The sequence below is a fragment of the Paenibacillus tarimensis genome (assembly GCF_021532315.1).
Taxonomy (GTDB): domain Bacteria; phylum Bacillota; class Bacilli; order Paenibacillales; family Paenibacillaceae; genus Paenibacillus_I; species Paenibacillus_I tarimensis.
Genome location: NZ_JAKGAO010000015.1, coordinates 17,712 through 34,198, shown reverse-complemented (window position 1 = coordinate 34,198; position 16,487 = coordinate 17,712). Strand labels below are relative to the sequence as shown.

At 52.8% G+C, this 16,487-nt stretch carries 18 protein-coding genes; 15 read left to right on the top strand and 3 right to left on the bottom strand.

Annotated features, from left to right (window positions below; translation table 11 throughout):
- Window positions 1-35 precede the first annotated feature (35 nt).
- The 6 genes from L1N82_RS17090 to L1N82_RS17065 all read left to right on the top strand — a co-directional run bounded on the left by L1N82_RS17090 (window position 36) and on the right by L1N82_RS17065 (window position 5,456).
- Window positions 36-1,091 carry a fatty acid desaturase gene (locus tag L1N82_RS17090; RefSeq protein WP_235288676.1) on the top strand — a complete coding sequence of 352 codons (1,056 nt, stop codon included), beginning with the start codon at window positions 36-38 and terminating at the stop codon, window positions 1,089-1,091.
- 86 nt (window positions 1,092-1,177) lie between these two features.
- The gene (locus tag L1N82_RS17085) at window positions 1,178-2,320 is read left to right on the top strand and encodes a sensor histidine kinase (protein ID WP_235288675.1); all 1,143 of its coding nucleotides are present in this window, start codon (window positions 1,178-1,180) and stop codon (window positions 2,318-2,320) included.
- A complete protein-coding gene (locus tag L1N82_RS17080; protein WP_235288674.1) occupies window positions 2,317-2,916 on the top strand; it encodes a response regulator transcription factor in 600 nt (199 codons plus the stop codon). Before L1N82_RS17085 ends, L1N82_RS17080 begins: the two co-directional genes overlap by 4 nt.
- Window positions 2,913-3,467 (top strand): DUF1273 domain-containing protein, encoded by a 555-nt coding sequence (locus L1N82_RS17075; RefSeq protein WP_235288673.1) that lies wholly within the window; start codon window positions 2,913-2,915, stop codon window positions 3,465-3,467. Before L1N82_RS17080 ends, L1N82_RS17075 begins: the two co-directional genes overlap by 4 nt.
- Window positions 3,464-4,177, top strand: a complete 714-nt coding sequence (locus L1N82_RS17070) for a hypothetical protein (protein ID WP_235288672.1) — start codon at window positions 3,464-3,466, stop codon at window positions 4,175-4,177. The genes L1N82_RS17075 and L1N82_RS17070 overlap by 4 nt, the downstream gene beginning before the upstream one ends.
- A gap of 460 nt (window positions 4,178-4,637) precedes the next feature.
- Complete coding sequence (locus L1N82_RS17065; RefSeq protein WP_235288671.1) at window positions 4,638-5,456, top strand: GGDEF domain-containing protein; 819 nt, start codon at window positions 4,638-4,640, stop codon at window positions 5,454-5,456.
- A gap of 407 nt (window positions 5,457-5,863) precedes the next feature.
- On the opposite strand, the gene L1N82_RS17060 is transcribed toward L1N82_RS17065, so the two are convergent.
- A complete protein-coding gene (locus tag L1N82_RS17060; RefSeq protein WP_235288670.1) occupies window positions 5,864-6,067 on the bottom strand; it encodes a hypothetical protein in 204 nt (67 codons plus the stop codon).
- A gap of 94 nt (window positions 6,068-6,161) precedes the next feature.
- On the opposite strand from L1N82_RS17060, the gene L1N82_RS17055 reads away from it, so the two are divergent.
- The 5 genes from L1N82_RS17055 (at window position 6,162) to L1N82_RS17035 (ending at window position 11,195) form a co-directional block, all read left to right on the top strand.
- Window positions 6,162-7,283: a slipin family protein gene (locus L1N82_RS17055; protein WP_235288669.1), complete on the top strand. Its 1,122-nt coding sequence runs from the start codon at window positions 6,162-6,164 to the stop codon at window positions 7,281-7,283.
- 215 nt (window positions 7,284-7,498) lie between these two features.
- A complete protein-coding gene (locus L1N82_RS17050) occupies window positions 7,499-8,695 on the top strand; it encodes a serine hydrolase domain-containing protein (protein ID WP_235288668.1) in 1,197 nt (398 codons plus the stop codon).
- Between the two features lie 152 nt (window positions 8,696-8,847).
- A complete protein-coding gene (locus L1N82_RS17045; protein WP_235288667.1) occupies window positions 8,848-9,513 on the top strand; it encodes a pectate lyase in 666 nt (221 codons plus the stop codon).
- Window positions 9,514-9,793: 280 nt separating this feature from the next.
- Window positions 9,794-10,459 carry a pectate lyase gene (locus L1N82_RS17040; protein WP_235288666.1) on the top strand — a complete coding sequence of 222 codons (666 nt, stop codon included), beginning with the start codon at window positions 9,794-9,796 and terminating at the stop codon, window positions 10,457-10,459.
- A 184-nt stretch (window positions 10,460-10,643) separates the two neighbouring features.
- Entirely contained in the window at window positions 10,644-11,195 is a 552-nt protein-coding gene (locus tag L1N82_RS17035; RefSeq protein WP_235288665.1) for an STM3941 family protein, read from the top strand.
- 103 nt (window positions 11,196-11,298) lie between these two features.
- Here L1N82_RS17035 and L1N82_RS17030 read toward each other — a convergent pair whose 3' ends face one another.
- Both L1N82_RS17030 and L1N82_RS17025 read right to left on the bottom strand, forming a co-directional pair.
- Window positions 11,299-12,135: a WYL domain-containing protein gene (locus L1N82_RS17030; protein WP_235288664.1), complete on the bottom strand. Its 837-nt coding sequence runs from the start codon at window positions 12,133-12,135 to the stop codon at window positions 11,299-11,301.
- Window positions 12,110-13,453 carry a helix-turn-helix transcriptional regulator gene (locus L1N82_RS17025; protein WP_235288663.1) on the bottom strand — a complete coding sequence of 448 codons (1,344 nt, stop codon included), beginning with the start codon at window positions 13,451-13,453 and terminating at the stop codon, window positions 12,110-12,112. The genes L1N82_RS17030 and L1N82_RS17025 overlap by 26 nt, the downstream gene beginning before the upstream one ends.
- 295 nt (window positions 13,454-13,748) lie before the next feature.
- Here L1N82_RS17025 and L1N82_RS17020 point away from each other — a divergent pair, with 295 nt between their 5' ends.
- The 4 genes from L1N82_RS17020 to L1N82_RS17005 all read left to right on the top strand — a co-directional run bounded on the left by L1N82_RS17020 (window position 13,749) and on the right by L1N82_RS17005 (window position 16,479).
- On the top strand, window positions 13,749-14,549 hold the full coding sequence (locus L1N82_RS17020; RefSeq protein ID WP_235288662.1) for a nucleotidyltransferase domain-containing protein: 801 nt from the start codon (window positions 13,749-13,751) through the stop codon (window positions 14,547-14,549).
- Between the two features lie 114 nt (window positions 14,550-14,663).
- Window positions 14,664-15,044, top strand: a complete 381-nt coding sequence (locus L1N82_RS17015; protein ID WP_235288661.1) for a GntR family transcriptional regulator — start codon at window positions 14,664-14,666, stop codon at window positions 15,042-15,044.
- Window positions 15,041-15,724, top strand: a complete 684-nt coding sequence (locus L1N82_RS17010; RefSeq protein ID WP_235288660.1) for an ATP-binding cassette domain-containing protein — start codon at window positions 15,041-15,043, stop codon at window positions 15,722-15,724. Before L1N82_RS17015 ends, L1N82_RS17010 begins: the two co-directional genes overlap by 4 nt.
- Window positions 15,721-16,479, top strand: coding sequence for a hypothetical protein (locus L1N82_RS17005; protein ID WP_235288659.1), 759 nt, complete (start codon window positions 15,721-15,723; stop codon window positions 16,477-16,479). Before L1N82_RS17010 ends, L1N82_RS17005 begins: the two co-directional genes overlap by 4 nt.
- The last annotated feature ends 8 nt before the right edge of the window (window positions 16,480-16,487 follow it).

The following is a 16,487-nucleotide window of genomic DNA, read 5'->3' as shown; positions in this document are numbered from 1 at the left end:
GATATGCTTGCGTCATCAAGAGGAGGAATGCAACGATGAGCCAATCCGGCATCAGAGAGTTAAAGAGCAACGTCGCACCCTATGAGCAAGCCAGCACCAAAGCCAGCATCTGGCAGATGATTAATACGATCGGGCCGCTGCTGCTGCTTTGGTATGGCGCATACCTTAGCTTATCCGTATCCTACTGGATCACCCTACCCTTAACTATACTTGCGGCGGGCTTCGTAGTCCGCACGTTTATTATCTTCCATGACTGCTGCCACCAGTCCTTCTTCAAGAGCCGCAAGGCGAATGATATCGTGGGCACCATTACGGGTGTTCTGACACATGTTCCTTATGCGCAGTGGAAGCACAGCCATTCCGTTCACCATGCTACGAGCAGCAATCTCGATAAGCGGGGGATCGGCGATATCTGGATGCTGACGGTTGATGAGTATGTCAAAATGCCACTGTTGCACAGACTGGGCTACCGCTTGTACCGGAACCCGCTGGTGATGTTCGGCCTGGGCCCTATATTCGTATTCCTGCTACAGTACCGGTTTAACCGCCGGGGGGCAAGACGCAAGGAGAGAATCAACACGTATATAACGAATGTATCCATCGTGGCGCTGTACGCGCTGCTGATCTGGGCGATTGGCTGGCAGTCTTTCCTGCTCGTCCAGGGTCCGATATTCTTCGTATCCGGTCTTCTCGGCATCTGGCTGTTCTATGTGCAGCACACGTTCGAGGAATCGTACTATGAGTATGAGGATGAGTGGAGCTATGTAAAAGCGGCTGTTGAAGGCAGCTCCTACTACAAGCTTCCGAAGCTGCTGCAGTGGTTAAGCGGCAATATCGGCTTCCATCATGTGCATCATCTAAGCCCTCGGGTGCCGAACTACAATCTCGAAAAGGCGCATGAAGCCACGCCTCCGCTGCAGAAGGCGACGACAATTACACTGGCAACGAGCCTGAAGTCACTTAAATTCAAGCTTTGGGATGAAGAAAACAAGAATTTTGTCACTTTCAAGGCTGTTAAGCCGCTGCTTCGCCGAGAGAGAGAGACGGGCAGATCGATCAGTATGAAGAAGCCAAGGCTTCAGGAGGATTAAGAGGACGGCCCGTGTTTGCTCACGGGCCGTCCTTCCGCTACAATTAGCCATAGATTAATGACGTTAAGAGTAAAGGATGAACAGCCATGCAGAAGTGGCATCATATTTTTCATAAAAGCACGGGATTAAGCCCTTATGTCTGGGTTGTATTCTTCATTTTGCCCTTCTACTTCATCTTTCGCTCTTCTTCCACACCAGAGATCGTAATCGGCATCGTGATGATTGCGGTCTTCTTTATTTGCTATGTGTTATCCTTTGTCACCCGCGGCTGGGTGATGTATTTCTGGACCAGTGTGCAAATTGCGATTTCCATCGCGATGACCCTGCTGTTCGGATATGTTTATTTCGCGCTGTTCCTCGCATTCTTCATCGGCAACATTCAGCACCGGGTCGGCTTCTTCGTGCTATACACCATTCACCTGGTAACCACGGTCATCACCATCAATCTTGGCTTTGTGACGCAGGACCCGCTCTATATCAAGCAGCTGCCCTTTGTCCTGATCAGTCTGATCGGGGTTATTTTGCTGCCGGTGACAACGTATAACCGCAACAAGCGGGATAAGCTGCAGGTTCAGCTGGAGGATGCGAACAAACGGATTTCTGAGCTCGTGAAGCTGGAGGAGCGTCAGCGCATCGCGCGGGATTTGCATGATACGCTTGGACAGAAGCTGTCGCTGATCGGACTGAAGAGTGATCTGGCCGGCAAGCTGATGACGAAGAATCCGGAGCAGGCGCTTCAGGAGATGGCCGACATCCGGCAGACTGCGCGCGGGGCACTCAAGGAGGTGCGGGAGATGGTCACCAAGATGCGAGGCACCCGGTTGGAGGATGAGCTGTTTCGGATCGAACAGATTCTGGACGCTGCGGAAATTGAATTTGTGCTTAAGGGTGATCCCAAGCAGCTGAATACGTCTCTGATGGCGGAGAATGTGATCAGCATGTCGATGAAGGAAGCTGTTACGAATGTCGTCAAGCACAGCGGGGCAACGGTCTGCACAGTGATCATTGAGCCTGCGGCGACCGAGCTGGTTGTGAAGGTTAGGGATGACGGCGTCGGGATGGAAGACCGGCCGAAGGATCGGGTTAGCACTGGCCTTCAGGGCATGCGGGAGAGGCTGGAATTCGTGAACGGCAGCCTGGATATTACGTCAGAGGACGGGACCACGCTGATTATGCGTGTACCCAGTGTGGTTCAACAGCCGGGCAAGGAGAAGGAGGCGGAAGCATGATACGGATCGTGATAGCGGAAGATCAGCGGCTGCTGCTTGGTGCTCTCGCCTCACTGCTGGATCTTGAGGAAGATATGCAGGTTGTAGGGAGAGCAGGCAACGGGGAGGAAGCGGTTAAGCTGGTCCGCGAGCATCAGCCGGATATCTGCGTTATGGATATTGAGATGCCCGTGAAGAGCGGGCTCGAGGCAGCGGAGGAGCTGAAGGGCGCCGGCTGTAAAATGATTATCCTGACGACGTTTGCGAGGTCGGGATATTTTGGCCGGGCGCTGAAAGCCGGCGTGAACGGCTACCTGCTGAAGGACAGCCCGAGCGAGGAGCTGGCGGATTCCATCCGGGCTGTCATGGCCGGTAAGCGGATCTATGCGCCGGAGCTTGTCGATGAAGCGTATGGCGAGGCCAATCCGCTGACGGACCGCGAGCAGGAGGTCCTTGAGTTGATGGCAGACGGCAGGAATACGAAGGAAATCGCCGGGGAGCTGCAGATCACCACTGGAACTGTACGCAATTATATATCGGTTATCCTCGACAAGCTTGGCGTCAGCAGCCGGATTGAAGCGATCCTTCGCTCGCGCGAGAAGGGCTGGATCAAATGAAGAACCTGCTGGTAACCGGATACCGTGCGCATGAGCTACAGATCTTTAACCAGAAGCATCCGGGCATTCCCTTCATCCGGAAGGCGATCCGGGACCGGCTGGTGCCGCTGATCGAGAATGGGCTCGAGTGGATGATTACTCCCGGCGGCTACGGGGTGGATCTGTGGGCCTGTGAGACAGGCATTGAGCTGAAGCAGGAGTATCCTCAGTTCAAAATATCCATTCTGGCTGCCTATGCGAAGCCGGAGGAGAAGTGGAAGGAAGAGCGCCAGGACTACTACCGGACGATCCTGAAGGGGATCGACTATTATGGCGAAGTCAGCAGCCAGCCTTACACCGGCGGGTGGCAGCTGAAGGCACGGGACGACATGCTGCTGCGCAAGACGGACGGCATGCTGCTGTTCTATGATGAGGATGCGGGCGAGGGCAGTCCGCGGTTCTACCGGGAGCGGGCGTTGAAGCGTCAGCAGCAGGACGGTTACCCGATCATCACCATCACAGCCGAGGATGTCCAGATGGTGGCGGATGAGGCTAATATGCGGTTTGAATGACCGAAATAATCGACAGACGATTGTCTCTGCAGCTTGACAGCGGCAATCGTTTTTTTTATGTGCGTAACCCGATTGATGCTTTCCCCGTCTCTATAAGAGAAGGGGGGATGGGATTGATGGGGAATCTGCGGAGCAGGAAATCCATCATCGTTATGCTGTTGAGCATCCTTGCAGTATGCGGCCTGGTATACCTGTGGAATGTGCTGTTTGTTACAACGGCGGAGTATTACAAGGACGAAGACAGGCCGCTGAACAGCCGGGGGGAACGGCTTGCTGCGGTCATGGAGCTGGATTTAAACACCTTGGACGAAATCGCCTGGATTCACGGTGTCTTTAACGACCGGTTAGGGTATGGCAGATGGGTCAAATTCACTGGTAAGGACAGAGCCCCTTATTGGGAGGAGATCAAGTCGACGGGATTGCTCAATCCTGAAAAATACGACCAACTCGCTCAGCGGCTGGCCGATCTGAAGGGTGCTGAGACTGACATGGCCAGGTTGAGGGAGCTAGCGCTTATAGCGGACGGCAAGCAGGATGTCGATGCGCTGAAATATATGCACCGGATCGTTCATGATCTGGATTACTGGGTGTGTGCCGACGAGGGCCGGGAGGACTTCTGGGGGGCGACTGAATCGTTCAATAGCGGGGAGCAGTACAAGAATGGCGTACGGCAAATTGCGCGATACATAGAGGAAAACGCAAGAAATTAGTTTTGGCTGCAGTAACGGTTAAAGGATGTGGAAGAAGAGCTTCGTTTAGTTCGGGACTTGCAGAATTTATAATTTTGACACAGGATTTCCCGGGTTCAAGATATCCCACTTATAAACTTGAGGTATAATTATTTCCCAGGAAAATTTGCATTTACATATATCTCTTCGTTACATTACAATAAAGTCTTATGGCATCCGTAGACCACTTGAGGAGATTACTATGTTAGAAGATCTGTTCGTACATCTGTGTATCATGATTTCATTCATGTTTATCGTTGGAGCAATATTTAAAAATAAACAGGTCCCCGGTAACACTCAGTTAGAGATAATTTTAGGTTTAACCGCCGGCGTATTGGGTTCTGTTCTTATCTTCTTTGGGATCGAGCTTAACCACGGTATCCGGCTGGACTTACGCTATATGGCCTTAATCCTGTCCGTACTGCACGGGGGGATCCTCACGATGTCTATTACAGGGGCTGTGTTAATTCTAACACGGTTAGCGTTTTTCCCATTTGCGACCTCCTCCATTGTCGGTGTATTAATTATTGCTGCTTCCGTGATTGCCTATGTCATTATTAAACGTTCTAACCAATCTGATCTCAAGAAGTGGGTGTGGATGAACGTCTTTGGCTTCCTTCTCAATGTGATTCCTCTGCGGCTTTACATTGAGGGTTACGACCTTCTGGAAATCGTAATTGGCTACGGCTTAGTTACCGTGTCTGCCGGCATCCTGGTCTATATTGCCTCCAATTACATTGCGGAGTCGAATCGTAATCATATGTTGATGAAGGAGCAGCTGGAGCGTGACTTTCTTACAGGATTGAGCAACCGCCGGCATTTTCACACGATGTTTCAAGGCTACCTGGAAAAAGCGGTTCGGAACAACCAGCCGCTCAGCTTCCTGATGATTGACATTGATCATTTTAAGTCTATTAACGATACGTATGGCCACCCTGTAGGGGATGCTGTACTGCAGCGGCTGGGGAAGTTTCTTATGGAGTCCTCACGGAATGAGGATCTGGTTTCCAGAATGGGCGGGGAAGAATTCTCAGCCCTGCTGTGGAATACTTCATACGAGCAAGCCACTGCCATAGCTGAGCGATGGAGAAGCCAGATTACCCATATCAGCATGCGCATGCCTTCCGGCAAAAACATCACCATAACCGTGTCGATAGGCGTCTCGTCCTTTCCGCCCCATAAGGAAGCCGTGACGCTGCTGGAAGAAGCAGATAAGGCGTTATACCGGGCGAAGCAGCAGGGCAGGAACAGGGTTTGTTAGAGTCTATTGATGTATGGGTTGGTGCCTGGTTTTCTTCGCTGGGTAGAGGTAAGTAAGCGGAAACCATAATACATGAGCCTTGGTATAACAGCGGCCGATCAGGACTATTTTACAGCCTGGTCGGCCGCTGTTTTTGTTGTCTCTAATTGTGGTGTCGTAATACTTTCGCCATGTTCGCGGGGCTGAATCTGCATTAAGATCAATCTTGCATGAGAAATGCCGGGCCGTCATCCGGGTAGCGCAGACTTCCTAAGGTCTCGCAGTGCGGCGCACGATGTGCGTTCGTATGCTGGAGCGGCCGCAGATAATCGGGGTTCGATTCCCCAAATCGTATGGGACGATTCTTTGGTAGAGCTGTCCGGTGCTAACCGGACCCAACAACAACTAACGGCTTGATACCGGATGCCTCAGTGGCTTGTATATGCACACTGGAGCGGCGCCGAGCAATCCGTGGATACCGCTTTGGGCATATGCGGGGTATACGGCTGTCCAAGATCCGGATACCGGCCAACCTGTATGCAGGGTGTGGACGTGATCCGGGGAGAAGCAGCAGACGGGACCCGCTGTTCCTGAAGCTCAAACAGGATTCCGCAGCCGCTGAATCTCTTCAACGCGGTTGAAGCAAAGATTCTTCATCCAGGAGAATTCCGGTTCAGGCAACGCAGATTGTAGCAGCTATAACGGCTGCTTAAGGAGGATACATAGATGTTTAACAAAGTGACGATTCGTGATGGCGAGCGCGGGCTATTGTTCAGAAGAGGAAGCTATTATAAGCTGCTCGGACCAGGTATTTACAGGCTGATGCCTTTTGCGGAGGAGACGGTGGCCGTGCTGGATATTACGCAGCCGTTCGCGGTTGAGAACATGGACCTGCGCCTGTTTCTACAGAATGCAGACCTGCTCGAATTACTGGATGTAGTACAGGTGGCCGACTATGAGCTGGCGCTCCATTATGAGAACGGCGCGTTCGCAGGCATGCTGCGTGCCGGGACCCATGCCTTCTGGAAGCTGATCTGCGAGCACCGTTTCGACCGGGTGGATATCCGTGACCCGAAGGTTCCGGAGTATGTAGACCGGGCTGTATTGCCCAGGCTGGCCAGCTGGATGCAGGTGTTTCATGTTGCAAGTCATGAGACGGGCGTCCTCTACTATAACCATGTTATGCAGGCTGAGCTTGCCCCCGGGTCCTACTACTTCTGGAAAGGGCCAACTTCTGTGGCGGTCAAGACGATTGACCTGCGCAGGCAGCAGCTTGACATGATCGGACAGGAGATTATGACCGAGGATAAGGTGGCGCTGCGTCTGAACTTTGTCAGCCAATACCGGATTACTGACCCGCTGCGTTCCCTGGAAACCAAGTCGCTGGACGATCAGCTCTATATTCAGCTGCAGCTGGTTCTGCGCGAATATGTGGGAACGCTGAAGCTGGATGACCTGCTGCGGATGAAACAGGAGGTGGCCGGATTCGTGCTGGCGCGCATGCAGGAGCAGGGGAAGCAGTACGGGGTGGAGTTTCTGTCCGCGGGTGTGAAGGACATTGTGCTGCCGGGCGAGGTTAGGGACATATTGAATACAGTTCTTCTGGCCGAAAAGAAGGCGCAGGCAACCATTATCACCCGGCGGGAGGAGACGGCATCCACACGGAGCCTTCTGAATACGGCCAAGCTGATGGATGACAATCAGACGTTGTACCGCCTGAAGGAGCTGGAGTTTCTGGAGAAAATATGTGAGAAAATCGGGCATATATCGCTCTCTGGCGGGGGTAATCTGCTGGAACAGCTGAACTCGCTGCTTGCTGCTGGTACAGCGGACCGGCAGAAGGGATAGCATGACAGCAGGAAACGTTCATCCGGTTGCGCTGCGGCGCTTGCCGATGGACGTTTTTTTTATATCAACAACCCGCTATATAACGCGTCCTTAGCACTATGCTGGACTTTGGTCGGGAAGAGTGCTGGCCTTTGGTTAGAAGACAGATCGAGCACGAGTGATACAATATGCAGCATAGAATGTTAGCCGCTGAGACGGCAGGGGAGTGACGGATTATGAAGGGCAAACGTAAGAGACGCGTGTGGAGATGGCTGGGTATATTGACTGGTACCGTAATTGCGGTATTGGCGGGAGCCACGTTTTATTTTGTAGATTGGTCTAATCCCAAGGACTTGAATGATTACATGGCGGCGAAGCTGGATAAAGCTAACATACCAGGAATGGCTGCCGTCATCATCAAGGATAACCGCATTGAGAGAACGCTGCATTATGGATACGCGGATAAGGAGGCGGGCATCAAGGTAGATGAGAATACGATTTTCCAGATTGCATCGGTATCTAAGACTGTAACGGCGGCGGCAGTCATGAAGCTGGAGGAACAGGGAGTCATGAAGCTGGATGACGCCATTAATACCTATCTGCCGGAACCTATTGTGCATCCGGATTACCCGGATACGCCGATTACCTTCCGCATGCTGCTGAGTCACACCTCAGGTATTGAGGACAACCAGGACGTTTATGAGGGGCTCTACACCATTCATGAAGGCGGCGGCGATTCTCCGGTTACGCTTGAAGAGCTGGTGCGTGAATATTTCCGGCAGGACGGCAAGTGGTACGATGCCAAGCAGAATTTTACACCCGAGAAGCCGGGAACGGCGTTTGCTTACAGCAATATCGGTTATGGTCTGCTTGGTTATCTGGTGGAGCAGCTTGCTGGCATGAGCTTTGACCAGTTTACCCGGGAGCAGATTTTTGAGCCGCTTGGGATGGAGGACACCTACTGGTTCCACTCCCAGATGGAGACCGGCAGGCTCGCCATTCCCTATGATGATGGCAAGCCGCTTCCCCCGTATTCCTTCGCCACTTACCCGGATGGCGCCTTGAAGACGACACCGGAGGATTATGCGAAGTTTATGATCAGCATGATGCCAAAGGAAGGCGCAGGCGAAGCAGCTTTGCTGCAGCAGAACACGATTAGGCAAATGCTGGAGCCTACAGCCCATGATGGTAAACAGGCGATGGGGTGGAGCTACTCCGTCCTTGAGGAGCTTAGGCTGGGGGATTTAAACAATGGCCGCCTCGTCGGGCATGGCGGTTCTGATCCGGGTGTATTCACTTTGGTTCTGTTTGACCCTGCTGAACATAATGGAATGATTATTTTTATGAATCAGAATGTTAAGCTTCAGCCTCGTGTGCTGAATGTGTATATGGCGGTAAAACGGCTTGTCAGCGAGGCTTTTCCATCCTCCTGATCAAGATATGATGTAGGGATTATTCCGTTTATGTGACAATTTTGTTACATTGGAAGCGGATACAATAGGGGTGCACCCGGTATCCGCGGAGGCTGAGGAGCGGCCGCATGCTTCAGCTATCCAGCCATCATAACGGAAAAGGATGTGTATTGATGAAACGCTTCGTATCTCTGGCATTGTTCGCCGCTATGGTCATGTCTGTAGCTCCAACCCAGCAGGCTCACGCTGCAACTGTCGTTAACAGCACCATTGTTGTGCCCGCAGGTACGGTTTATGACGGGAGAGGCCAGACCTTTGTTGCTAACCCGAGCACCCTCGGAGACGGCAGCCAGGCAGAAGGCCAGAAGCCGATCTTCCGCCTGGAAGCGGGCGCTACTCTGCAGAACCTGACGATCGGCGCACCTGGCGCCGATGGCGTTCACTGCTACGGCAGCTGTAACGTGACTAACGTCACCTGGTCGGATGTGGGTGAGGATGCGCTGACGCTGAAGAAGGCCGGTACGGTGAACATCACGGGCGGTGCCGCATACAAGGCTTATGATAAGGTGTTCCAGATGAATGCCGAGGGCACGATTAACATTCGTAACTTTAGAGCCGATGATATCGGAAAGCTTGTACGCCAGAACGGCGGCACATCCTACAAGGTCGTCATGACGGTTGACAGCTCGAATATTTCGAACGTTAAGGATTCGATTCTGCGTACGGACAGCAGCCAATCCACTGGACGGATCACGAATACGCGCTATTCCAAGGTTCCGGCATTGTTCAAGGGCTTTGCATCGGGCAATACCAGCCAATCCGGGAATACGCAGTATTAAGCCTTTAGCAGCCAGCCTTTCCGGCAACAGATTACTATAACAGCAGCCCCGGACCACGGTTAGTGGTCTGGGGCTTTTGCCATGCGGGTATGCTTCCAGAAACAAGGATAACAAATAGGTTATTCGGTTAATGAATTGGTTATTCCAATTATGGAATTAATATGCTAGGATGGTTAATAGATACTAGATCTGGATGCATACAGATCTGGTTATTCAAGAGGCAGGGATAGCGGCCGTACATACCCGGACTCCTATTATATTAAGTAAAGGTGTGTGAATAATGAAACGTTTTGTATCGCTAGTATTGTTTGCTGCTCTGGTTGTAACGGCGGCTCCGGTAAAGCAGGCTCATGCTGCCACGGTTGTCAATTCCACGATCGTTGTACCCAAAGGTCAAGTGTATGATGGCAAAGGCCAAACCTTCACAGCTAATCCTAAGACACTTGGAGACGGCAGCCAAGCCGAAGGGCAAAAGCCGGTCTTCCGTCTTGAAGCTGGCGCAACGCTGAAGAATGTCATTATTGGCACTCCAGCAGCCGACGGCGTTCACTGTTATGGCAGCTGCAATATTGTAAATGTAACCTGGTTGGATGTAGGTGAGGATGCTCTTACCCTGAAGAAGTCCGGCACGGTAAATATTACGGGTGGCGCAGCCTACAAGGCCTACGATAAAGTGTTTCAGATTAACGCAGCCGGCACTATTAATATTAAGAACTTCCGTGCCGATGATATCGGCAAGCTGGTACGCCAGCTTGGCGGCTCCACTTTCAAGGTTGTGATGACCGTCGACAGCAGTAATATTTCGAATGTTAAGGATGCGATTCTTCGCACAGACGGCAAGGACTCAACCGGTAAAATTACCAACACCCGCTACTCGAACGTGAAGAACCTGTTTAAGGGCTTTGCATCCGGCAAGACCAGCCAGTCCGGCAACACCAGATACTAATTAACAGCTGGCATGCTAATATACCGATAACGAAGAGGAATCCCTGCTCCTGACAACCGGCAACGGTTGAGGAGCAGGGATTGTTTTTTAGTATAATTTTAATTTACAGCGGCAGTGAGGTCATTTATTGTAATCCATGTAGTTTCACATATCCGAGTTTATAGCATAAGGAGTGACTGCAGAGATGGTGAACCACCAGGAGAGAGAAATTGTGGAATACCCTTCGACGGGTAAGCTGCTGAAGCTGCTGCTTGCATCACTAGTATTTGTAGCGCTGGGAGCCGTGTTCATTGTTGTCGGTACATCAGAGGAGGACCGCTCGCTCGGCATGACATTGGCGGGTATCGTTACAGTGGCCTTCTTTGGTGCCTGCCTGTTGTATTTTGTATACCGGCTCATTAACCGCAAACCTTCACTAATTATTAACGATGAGGGAATTGAGGACAATTCCTCCTACACAGGCGGCGGCAAGATCAGGTGGGAAGAGATCCGGGAGATCATGCTGTATGAGATGATGGGGCAGAAATTCATTGGGCTTAAGCTGTATGATGAGGCTGCGTATCTAAAGAGACAGAGCGGCTTCAAGAAATGGCTGATGAAGGTTAACAGCGGCATGGTACAGGCACCTGTTAATGTTCCGCAAAATGGTGTGAAGATGAAGCTAGATGCGCTGCACGATATGATGAGTGCGAAGCTGGAGCAGGCAGCGGCCCGTTCACGGGACTGTCTGGAGTAATGAAGTCCCGCAGGGGATACCGTCTATCAGTGGATAAAAAGGCTGTCAGGATATATGGGGGAGAGCCCCACACATCCTTGGCAGCCTTTTTGGTGGCAGGAGATTACACGCTCTGCTCCGTGTGCTCTTCGGCATTCAGTCCGCTGATGCCGTAACGGGCGAGCGCTTTGGCAGCCGTCTCCCGCATGCGGGCCTGCAGGTGAGCGTTCTCCGCTGCCCTAACCCGTTTCCCGAGGAAGCGGATCTTGAGCAGCACGTATTCACTCTCATCGGCAAGGTAGCTTAACCGAATCCGGTAAGTATCGCTTGATTCTTGATAGGTGACGGACTTATCAAAGCACGAGAACGCGTAGAGAATCCTTGACAGCTCGTTATTGAATTCCGGAATAACCTCTATGACGGCATGCCGTATACGCGAATCCAGCAGCTTGCGGACCGTCGCTGCGTATGCTTCTGCCTTGTCAGGCGCAAGGGAATTGCCAGATACGGATACGATATTGTCCAGCTTGGTCGCCATGAACGAACGGGGACGGAACCGGTACCATAGCAGGTACCACTCCCGCTTCACCATAGAATACTCCAGCTTATAGGGATAGCCGCAGTGCTCCTCATGCAGGGAACCGTCCTTAATCCGGTAGCTGATCCGGATGCCCTGGTCACTTCGAATCAGGCTCCGCAGCCGGCGGATCAGGGGGTGATAGACCTGCTTCTCTGCGCTGCCCGCCTTCTCTATCAGCATGCCGGCCAGCTGGGGGGCCTCCGAATCACTCAGAAGCTGACGAAGCTTCTCCAGGGTTCCTGGCGTGAAGGCATCGGCTGCCGCAGGATGCTGAAGCATCGTCTTCAGCCAGCTCCGCTCATGGGTGGTAACCGGTACGACACCGCTCTCCTGGAGGCGCGCCAGAATGCCGTAGTTAGTAATCTTCTCGAACAGGCTCATAACCGTGCTGCATCTCCTTCCATTCCTCAATAAACTCACGCCTCAGCTGGGCTGGTTCAAGCACCTCACAGCTGGAGCCGAAGCTGCGAAGCCAGGGCTTAATTTCATAATGGCCGTTCACCGTGATCTCATACAGGAAGGAGTCCTCCCGATCCTCCGTAATCGTCCCCCATTGTCCCTGCTGCTGCACTCTCTCCTTCACGAAGTTTGGCTGGTTAGGCGCTACTTCCGGATTATAAAATCTGGCTTTCACCCTTACGGGCCTGCCGGTATCCACCAGCCAGCTATTGGCGGTTGCAGCCTCCAGCTCGGCGAGATGCCTGCTGAACCGCTCTTCCTCCACCGGCTCCCCGAGTACTAGATCGGTCAGACCCTCCATACGGAAAATCATAATGCCCTGCCTGGTATTATGGCCCAGCAGATACCATCTGCCGTATTGATGGTCATACACGACACGCAGAGGGAGAATGCGTTCGGACACGCCCTTGGCTTTGCGTTCGAAGAGAGGGTTCGTGTTGCGGGAGGCATAGCTCCGGCGGGACTTGGGGGAGAAGTAGATGAAGCTTACCATTCTCCGGTCCGCAATGGCCTCGAACAGCGGATACAGATGCGCTTCATCGAGGATACGCGAGTGGTAGTGATATTTATAGAGAAAGGGCTCAGTCGCATCGCGTCCGGTCTGATGCTGCTTCAGAACGCTCTTCAAGCTGTCACGGAGCAGGTAGCCCTGTACCGAAGGCAGCTGTGTATTGGCCATGCAATCCACATAATCGTAGAGCTCCTGCAGCTCATCGGCGGACAGCTCCCGGATCAGGTCATCATGCAGCTGGTAACGGGCAGGACGGCCGCTGTTTATTTTACGGATGACGCCGGTTTCTTCCAGGTACTTCAAGTCTGAACGAATCGTCTTCTCGTCAGGCAGTGCCGCGTCGGCAGCAAGTCTGCTGCAGCAGCTGTCGAGCAGCTCCGCCGCCGTCATGGCTTTTCCGTGCAGCTCACCCAGCAGCAGGGACAGACGGTCAATCTCGGTTTCCTTCAGCGATTTGGCCCGGAACAGGAACATCAGCAGGGGATCGCTGGTTTCATAGCGGTTATAACGGAGCATGTCGCCAAGCTCCATGTCCTGGTCTGCGTCCGCTGCCCGGGCTGCCGACTCATGCACAGAGGATGCGATATCCTTCAGCTTGCGAAGTGTCTTGTCGAAGGTATGTACAGATATGCCGAGCCGTTCGGCGAATTGCTGCCGGCTGTATGCACCGGTGGTCAGCACCAGCATACGCAGGAATTGAATCTCTTTATCGAAGCTTTCTTTAGCCATTTACAGGTTCGCACGCCCTTTAACGGTAATAAAAGGTTATTGACTATAGTGTAGCATGAAACGCAGCGCTGTGGGCGGACCGGGTTATGTCTGACCGGCTCGGGCAACAATGCAGGATAGGACGACTGAGAGTGAACGGCTGAACAGATCAATAGCGGGGTTGTAATACTTTTACCGTGTTCAGCAGCCATGCAATGAGCGAAGATAGAAGAGCCGCTGAAGCAATAGGGCCGCAACTAATCTATACAGATAGGTATCGGCAGCAGGGATGGCCTGCTGAAGGAGGAGAGTCAATATGACGCAAGCAGATAAGCCGGGAAGCTATCACGCGGTTATCCGCCAAGAGCTCAGAAGAATTGAGAAAGAGGAGCGGGTGCGCATCCTGTATGCCTGCGAATCGGGCAGCCGGGCGTGGGGCTTCCCTTCGCAGGACAGCGATTACGATGTGCGCTTCTTGTACATCCGGCCAGTGGAATGGTACCTTTCCATCTTCGATAAGCGGGATGTCATCGAGAAGCCGGTCAGCGGCATGCTGGACATTAACGGCTGGGACCTGCGCAAGGCGCTGAATTTGTTCCGCAAATCCAATCCGCCGCTGCTTGAGTGGCTGCAGTCACCCATTATCTACGAAGAGAGCTTCCGGACAGCCGGTCTAATAAGGGCAATATCTCCGCTAACATTCTCGCCGAAATCCTGCATGTACCATTACCTGCACATGGCAAGAGGGAACTTCCGGGACTATCTACAGGGTGAACGCGTGAGAGTGAAGAAGTATTTTTATGTAATAAGGCCGCTGCTGGCCTGCTGCTGGATTGAGCAGTTTAATGATATGCCGCCGATGTCCTTCGATGCTCTGGTGGAGCGGCTGATTCCGGAAGGGAGCGGGCTAAGGCTTGAAATCGATGCGCTTCTTGCGCGCAAGAAGGCGGGTGAAGAGCTCGATGACGGGCCAAGGCTGCCGCATATCCATCAATTTATCGAGGAGAGAATCCAGCATTTTGATCAGGTGGCAGCGCAGCTTCCAGCAGGGCAATCTGTACAGGATGAACAGCTGAATGAGCTGTTCCGGGAGACGCTTAAGGAAGTGTGGAAGTAAGCACGCTACTATATTCCGCCAAGCAAGGGAAATACCCCTTGCTTTTCCTTTTGTCACAGTGTACTATGTGTCTAGAACACTAAGTCAACCATACGATGGAGAAGGGAGATATCCATGACGCATTCGTTTCAGCACTCACAGCCCATATACACCCAGATCATGGATATATTCTACCAGCGTATATGCAGAGGAGAGCTCGGGCCCGGCGACAAGCTGCCTTCCGTACGGGACGCGGCGGTCGAGGTCGGCGTTAACCCGAACACGATACAACGCTCCTATATGGAGATGGAGAGGCAGGGAGTAGTGGAGACGAGAAGAGGACAGGGGACCTTCGTGACAACGGATATTGAGCTGCTGGAGCGTCTTCGCCAAGAGCTTGCCCGGAATCAGATATCCCTCTTCCTCGAGAGTATGAAGCAGCTCGGCTACTCCCCGCACGATATTATGAGCATGATTGGCATCAGCATGCAGGCGAAGGAGGATACCAAATCTTGAGCTTAATCACATTTGAGCAGGTCCGTTATAAGAAGGTGCTCCACGATTTGAGTTTCTCTGTGCCGCATGCCGGCATTATCGGATTGATTGGAGCGAACGGCAGCGGTAAGTCTACCCTGCTGCATCTGACAGCTGGTCTGATCCGTCCGGCGCAGGGGCGTATCTATATGAACGGGGAGCAGGTAGGACGGCAGACGAGAGAGAAGGTTGCCTTCTCGCCGGAACGTGAATGGCTGTACCCGTTCTTCAGCGTCCGGCAGTCTCTGCAGCTGGCCGCGCAGCTGTATTCCGACTTTCAGCTTGAGAAGGCGAAAGCGCTGACGAGCCGCTTTAATCTGGATGCGGATAAGGAAGTCAGGCATCTGTCCAAGGGCAACAGGGCGAGGCTGCAGGCCATTCTGACATTGAGCCGGGCGGCGCCTCTGCTGATAATGGATGAGCCGCTGTCCGGGCTCGACCCGGTCACAAGGGAGCATCTGCTGGACATGATGGCGGAGCACACGGAGCTTGAGAAGCAGTCCATTATTGTATCCACTCACGAAGTGGCGGAGATTGAGCTGTACCTGGATCATCTGCTCTTCATGCAGGATGGAAGAATGCTCGTATCGGCGAATGTAGAGGACCTCCGCGAGACAAGAGGCATGAGTGTACTGGATGTTATGAGGGAGGCACTGCTGTGAAAGCTTACCGGTCTTTATTACACAAGGATATACGCCAATCCCGATTTGCCTTCTTCCTGTCCTTCTCCATGATGATGTTCCTGCAGCTGGGCTGCTTCGTACTCGCGCACGGTGTAGAGCCGGGCCTTGCAACCGTTTTGTCGATCTTTGATACTTATCTGAGCGCTTTCCTGATGCCAGTGCTGTTCCTGCAGCTGCTGCAGGCAGAGTGGAAGAGTCATACCGTTTACTACTGGGTGAATTCACCTAATTCCGGTTATCCGGTCCTGCTGGCGAAGCTGACTGCCGCAGCCGCGCAGACGGTGCTCATCATGGCGGCATGCTCGGCAGCGACGCTTGGCATCTACACCTATGAAGCACATGTTATCGACGGGCTTTCAGGCATTTCGCAATCCATGAAGCCGCTGCTCGCGCAGGCTTTCCGGATGGATGCTGTCCTGCTGTTGTATGCAGTAATGTTTAGTCTGGGGCTCGGATTCGTCTTCCTGGCCGGAAAATCGGTGCGTTATGGCTCCTTGCCGGCATTCGCAGTCCTGTGTGCCGTCCTTGCGGTTAGCATCGGCTCCATGCTCGGAGGCTGGTTTGAATGGCTGCCATTCCGGCTGCCGCTCGGAATCAGCCTGGCGAACGAAAGTCTGGCAGTGGAGTATGCCACTTATTCACTCGGAGGAATCATCCTCCTGCTGATCCTCACATCTGCCCTGCTGCTTGTGAACAATTGGCTGCTCAAGGAAAAAGTGCAAGTCACGAACTGAATGGCTGG